The organism is Draconibacterium sp., from assembly GCF_041583095.1.
Lineage (GTDB): Bacteria > Bacteroidota > Bacteroidia > Bacteroidales > Prolixibacteraceae > Draconibacterium.
On record NZ_JBFHGM010000275.1, the window covers coordinates 1 to 6758 of the forward strand.

General features: G+C 41.1%; 4 protein-coding genes. All 4 read left to right on the top strand.

Annotation, left to right across the window (positions count from 1 at the left end; translation table 11 throughout):
• The first annotated feature begins 174 nt into the window (after nucleotides 1-174).
• Nucleotides 175-2172, top strand: coding sequence for a glycoside hydrolase family 97 protein (locus tag ABZB17_RS18845; RefSeq protein WP_372652489.1), 1998 nt, complete (start codon nucleotides 175-177; stop codon nucleotides 2170-2172).
• Between the two features lie 38 nt (nucleotides 2173-2210).
• On the top strand, nucleotides 2211-4379 hold the full coding sequence (locus ABZB17_RS18850; protein ID WP_372652492.1) for a GH92 family glycosyl hydrolase: 2169 nt from the start codon (nucleotides 2211-2213) through the stop codon (nucleotides 4377-4379).
• A gap of 114 nt (nucleotides 4380-4493) precedes the next feature.
• Entirely contained in the window at nucleotides 4494-6125 is a 1632-nt protein-coding gene (locus tag ABZB17_RS18855) for a hypothetical protein (protein ID WP_372652494.1), read from the top strand.
• A 40-nt stretch (nucleotides 6126-6165) separates the two neighbouring features.
• Nucleotides 6166-6758: glycoside hydrolase family 125 protein (locus tag ABZB17_RS18860; protein ID WP_372652497.1), on the top strand; the 593-nt coding region annotated here is incomplete at its 3' end.

Below are 6758 nucleotides of genomic sequence, written 5' to 3' on the forward strand. Positions count from 1 at the left end.
AATCAACAGATTTAACAGATAGCGGGCAGATCTCTGTCTTCCCTGAAATCACGACTCCAGGAATTTATTTTATTCGGGTCATCACGGGAAGTAAGTCATATCAGGCAAATTTAATTATGCACTGAAAATGGATTAATTTAATGATGACGACTCAATTACCTAAATCAACTATAAATGAAGCGATTAGATTTTAAGCTAAAATTATTTAAGATTACGAAAGTATTTTTTTGCATTTTACTGGTAGGTCTGCTTTCTGGTTCTGTTCTTGCCAAGGGAGGCATTCACGAACTTACGTCTCCTGATAATAATATCAAGGTTCGAATTGAATTGTCCGACAGAATTTATTACTCGGTTAGTGCCAATAACTTTCTATTAATGGAAAAGAGTTATTTGGAACTCCGGTTAAAAGATCAGATCTTGGGTGAAAACCCGAAACTTACCACAAAAAAACGTAGTACCATTCAAGAGCAAATCAACCGTGAAATTCCATTAAAGAATGCGGTTGTTGATAATCATTGCAATGTTCTTTTGTTAAAATTTAAAGGCGATTATTCTGTTGAATTCAGAGCTTACAATGATGGTGTTGCTTACCGTTTTATTACAAATAAGGGCGACAAAGAAATTGAAGTATTGGATGAAGCGGTTCATCTTCAGTTTCCTTCCACTTTCGATGCTGTGCTCTCACCAACCCGTTCATTCAAAACTTCGTACGAAATATCGTATGTTGAATCGAATACAGCCGACGCCGAAGGTTTGGAGAAAAGCACACTACCTATTTTGTTTGACAGTGAACAGCGTGTCAAGATTTTATTTTCAGAAGCCGACTTGTTCGACTACCCGTGTTTATTTATGAAAGGCGTTGAAGGAAATGCGATGAACAGTACTTTTCCGAAATGTCCGCTTGAATTTGGCGAAGATGGTGACCGTAGTTTAAAAATCGTAAAAGAGGCTGATTATATTGCAAAAACAACAGGATCGCGCAGTTTCCCTTGGCGGGTTTTCATGATCAGTAGCGATGACAAACAAATCTTCGAAAATGAAATGGTTTTCAAATTATCGCGGCCCAATGAATTGGGAAATGTTGACTGGATAAAGCCAGGGCAGGTAAGCTGGGAATGGTGGCACGACGCACGTTTGTATGGGGTGGATTTTAAATCAGGATATAACCTGGATTCCTATAAATATTACATTGATTTTGCTTCTGATTTTGGCATTCCTTACATTATAATGGATGAAGGATGGGCTAAAAGCACGCGCGATCCCTATACTCCAAATCCCACGATCGATTTATTCAAGCTAATTGAATATGGAAAGACTAAAAATGTAAAAATTGTTTTGTGGTTAACATGGCTGACCGTTGAAAACAATATGGATTTGTTTAAAACCTTTAGTAAATGGGGAATTGCCGGAGTTAAGATCGATTTTATGGACAGGAGCGATCAATGGATGGTAAACTATTACGAAAGAGTTGCACGTGAGGCTGCCAAATACCATCTTTTTGTTGATTATCACGGATCATTTAAACCTGCGGGAATGGAACGTGCTTTACCAAATATTCTTTCGTATGAAGGTATCGTCGGGATGGAACAAAATATTGGAGGCGGACGGGCAACCACTAAGAATAACGCGTATCTCCCATTTATAAGAAACGCTGTTGGGCCTGCCGATTTTACTCCCGGAGCCATGAATTCTGTTCATCCTGAAGATTATAAATCTACCCGGACAAACCCGGTTAGTATCGGTACTCGTGCTTATCAACTGGCTTTATATGTAACACTTGAAAGTGGAATTCAAATGCTGGCCGATAATCCGTTTTATTATTATCGTGAGCGGGAATGTACCGAATTTATTACCAGTGTTCCGGTTGTTTGGGACGAAACCCGTGTTCTTCAGGCGAAAGCCGGAGAGTACTTTGTTGTTGCCAGACGCAGTAAAAACAAATGGTTCATTGGTGCAATTACCGATACAAAACAACGTAGCTTCAAGTTAAATCTTGATTTTCTAAACGAAGGAGCTGCATACAAAATGACCGCTTTTCAAGATGGTGTAAACGCCAATGTGCAGGCTATGGATTATAAAACAGTAATTAAGAATGTGAGCAGCGGAGAAACGATTGAAATAGATCTGGCCAGAAATGGAGGCTGGGCTGCTGTAATTGAACAAGTAAAATAAATTAGAAGTACATAATTTCATATTTGAACCAACTAAAAATGATACGAACAATTCTACTAATTACATTTATTTTTGCAATGGTTGGCTGCCATACGGCAAGTAACCATTCCAGTACAAATAATCCTGAAAAGCTTACCCAATATGTGAATACATTTCTGGGTACTGCCCCTTTGCAAGACAGCATCGATTGTGGTTATAATCCACCAAAAGACTGGCGCGTGTGGGCCGGATTAACTTATCCCGGGGCTTCATTGCCAAACGCCATGGTGCAATTGAGCCCAATTACCGAATGGCACAGCGGAGCCGGTTACGAATACGAAGATGATGTTATCTTGGCTTTTACACACACCAACAAAGGCCACTGGAATTTGTGTCATATTCCGGTACTTCCGGTTACCGACGGTTTTACCAAAAATGATTTTGGATCGAAATTCAGCCACGAAAACGAAGCTGCCGGACCGGGTTATTACCAGGTAAAACTCGATCGTTACGAAATTAACGTGGAACTTACCAGCACCTTGCACTGCGGTTACCATAAATACGAATATCCAAAAGGTAAACCACAAAACATGATACTGAACCTGTCGAAATCAAACGAACGGGTACGCAACTGGCATATTGAACAAGTTGGTACAAATGCTTTTAAAGGATTTCAGCAAACAGGCGAAAAAATATATTTCTATGCCGAAACCAACCGGACCATAGTAAACCTTGAAACAACCGGCGACGGAAGAGATGAAGTCGCGGTTGTTTCTTTTAACCAATCAGAATCAAACGATAAACTCGAGTTAAAACTGGCGCTGTCGTTTGTAAGCACCGAAAATGCGAAGCAGAACCTGGAAGCCGAGTTGGCCGGTAAAAGTTTTGAAGAAGTGAAAACTGAAGCATCGCAAACCTGGGAAAATTTGCTCTCAAAAATCCAGGTTGAAGGCGGTACTGAAAAGCAAAAAGAGTTGTTTTACTCGTCGTTGTACCGCTCTTTTTTGTGGCCGGCATTACGCAGCGATGTAAACGGCGAATTTACCGATGCCAGCGGAAAAGTGGTCAATAAAGGGTTTCGTTATTACACCAATCCGTCGTTGTGGGATACCTACCGCAATAAGTTGGTTTTACTGGGTATGTTGTCGCCCGATGTTACTGCCGACGTAATTCAGTCGCTCATCGATAAAGGCGAAAAGACCGGTTTTATGCCTACCTTTTTTCATGGCGATCATGCAGCGCCTTTTATTTCCGGATCGTACCTGCGCGGAATTCGTGATTACGATGTGGAGAGCGCTTATCAGTTGCTGCTAAACAATGCAACAAAAGAAGGAGGTACACGTCCGCACATTGCCGAGTATATCGAAAAAGGATACATCTCAACACCTGAAGTGAAAAATCCACATGTTGAATCGAAAGCAAAAGCCGGCGTGACGAAAACACTGGAGTTTGCTTATGATGATTATGCTGTGGCACTTCTTGCCAAAGAACTTGGGAAACAGGATGATTATGAGATGCTGATGAAGCGCACATCAAACTATAAAAACCTGTTTGATCCGTCAACGGGGTTAATGCGTGGGCGCCTTGAAAATGGTGATTGGGTGCCGGATTTTAACGCGGAATATCCGTATTACGAATACATGTACCGCGAAGCCAACGCCTGGCAGTCGTCGTTTTTTGCACCACACGATACCAAAGGTTTGATTGGCTTATACAAAAGTGAAGCAGAATTTGAGGAAAAGCTCGATTCTCTTTTCTCGATACCATGGAATGCAAATCACATTGCCCGCAACGTTTCATCATTTATCGGACAGTATTGTCACGGAAATCAGCCCGATCACAGCTTTCCGTATCTGTACACTTTTATTGGGAAACAGGAAAAATCGCAAATCTACCTCGACAGTATCATGAACCGTTTTTACGGAATGGGCGAGTGGGGGAATGCGCTTTGCGGAATGGACGATGCCGGAGAAATGTCAGCCTGGTATGTATTCGCAGCCATGGGGATTTATCCTTACTCGCCGGCTGATCCTGAATTTATTGTTTCAGTTCCGTTGTTTGATGAAGTAAATGTAAGTTTAAGCAGCACAGAAAGTTTCAGTATAAAAAAGCTTGATCACGGAAAGAAAATAACTCAAATTAACTTGGGCGAAACTAAATTGGATTCGTATTTCATTCAGCAAAATGATCTGCTTAGAGGCAAAGAATTGTATATTCACACCCAATAAAACAGCAAGCATAAACCAATTTATATGACCTATACTCAATTACAATCTGTGCGACAAATATTTAGTGTAATAGTCCTGTTAACGGGAATTATTCTGACTTTCAATACCCCTTTGTTGGCAAGTAATAAAACCGAAGCACAAAATATTCCCGCGGATGAGAATAAAGAACAACCCAAGATCGTCAATATTGTCAATTTTATTCGATTGCTGGAGCCGCGTGATGCGAACATCACTGAAAAAGTGCTTTACGAAACGGTTGTTAATCAGGTTGATCTGATGAAAGAATACCACCTAAAAGGTACTTTCTTGTTGCAGTACGATGCCTTAATGAATAAAGATTATCAGGAGTTGTTGAAAGGACTGTCAAAAGATTCCTTCGAAATTGGAGCCTGGTGGGAAATCCCGCAGCCTTTGGTTGAAAATGCCGGAATTAGATGGCGGGGACGATATCCGTGGGACTGGCATGCCGACGTTGGTTTTTCAACCGGTTATACACCCAAAGAACGTGAACGTTTGGTGGATGTTTACATGAATGATTTTAAAGAAATATTTGGGTATTATCCCAAGTCGGTGGCTTCCTGGTTTATTGATGCGCATACTTTGAATTATATGTACGAGAAATACCACATTGAAGCCTCAGCAAATTGTAAGGACCAGTATGGAACCGATGGCTATACGCTTTGGGGCGGTTACTGGAACCAGGCTTATTATCCAAGTAAGGTAAATTCGTACATGCCTGCGCAAAATGAAAAAAATCAGATTCCGGTTCCTGTTTTCAGGATGCTAGGAAGTGATCCGATCCGGCAATACGATCAGGGACTTGGGTCGGCACGGCAGGGTGTGATTAGCCTGGAACCAGTTTACAAGGATGCTGGTGGCGATAAAAACTGGGTAGAATGGTATTTCGATCAGTTCACACAGGGCGAAGCCATTGAATACGCCTACACCCAGGCAGGGCAGGAGAATTCTTTTACCTGGGACGCTATGGCGAAAGGGCTGGAAATGCAGTTTCCGTTGATAGCCGAATTAAGCGATCAGCACAAAGTAAAGGTTGAAACACTCGCAGAATCAGGAAAGTGGTTCAGCGAAAATTATAAAATAACTCCGGCAACGGCAGTAACTGTAACCAAAGATTTGGGCGGAAGTGATCTGAAAACCGTTTGGTACAACAGCCGGTTTTACCGTTTGAATTTACTTTGGGAAGATGAAACACTGCGTGTTCGGGATATTCATCTTTTTGATGAAAATTTAGTTTCCGATTATCTGACCGGAACCGCAAGCACCAACGAATGCAAATTTTTTACCCTCCCGTTTGTTGACGGATACCTATGGAGTAAACACGGCGATTTGGCTGGTTTAAGGTTTAAAGCCCTGGTTGACGGAAAAGAAGTGCTTTTAAAAGGTGGTGATCCGGTTGTAACTAGCCCGGGTAAGGGAAAACTTGATATTTCATGGCCTTTGACGAATATTGACGGCATGTTACAGTTAAGCGTCAATGAGAAGAGTTTGGAAATGAAACTGAATAGCGATCACCTGATAAATTGGTATGTTGACCTGACTACTGCTATTAATAAAGAACTACCTTTTTTAAGTATTGATGAAAAGAAAATCAGTTGTGAATCTCAACATATAAAATATGTTGTTGATGTAAAAAAAGGATCAGCTTCTGTTGCCGATAATACAGTTTTTAGGATTTCAGCAAAAAACAACGCAATAAAACTGGTATTCACAACACAGGATAGATGATGACTTTCAATCTGAATCAATAAAATAAAACATATTAAAAATGACCAACAGAAGAAAATTTATTAAAACAAGCACTGCTGCATTGGCAGGCATTTCCATTTTGAAAACTAATCCCTTAATTGGCGCAGTAAGCCGCGCAGATTATCACTCATTACGTCCGGAGCCAGCAGATCGGAATTTTACGTCGAAAGCTGTGGAAGAAACAATTGCTGCAGCAAAAGCAAAAATTAAAGATCCGAAACTGGCCTGGATGTTCGAAAACTGTTTTCCAAACACTTTGGACACAACAGTTGAGCACGGAACATTGAATGGGAAACCTGATACCTTTGTAATTACAGGTGATATTCATGCCATGTGGTTGCGAGATTCAACCGCCCAGGTTTGGCCATATATGCCACTGGCCAACCAGGATGATGAATTAAAAACCTTGCTTGCCGGTGTTGTTCACCGTCAAACGCAATGTGTTTTGCTCGATAGTTATGCCAACGCTTTCAACAAAACAAAGGAAGAAGAAGTGCACTGGATGAGCGATATGACGGATATGAAACCAGGTTTGCACGAACGCAAATGGGAAATTGATTCCTTGTGTTACACCGTTCGTCTGGCCTACAATTACTGGAAAACTACCGGCGA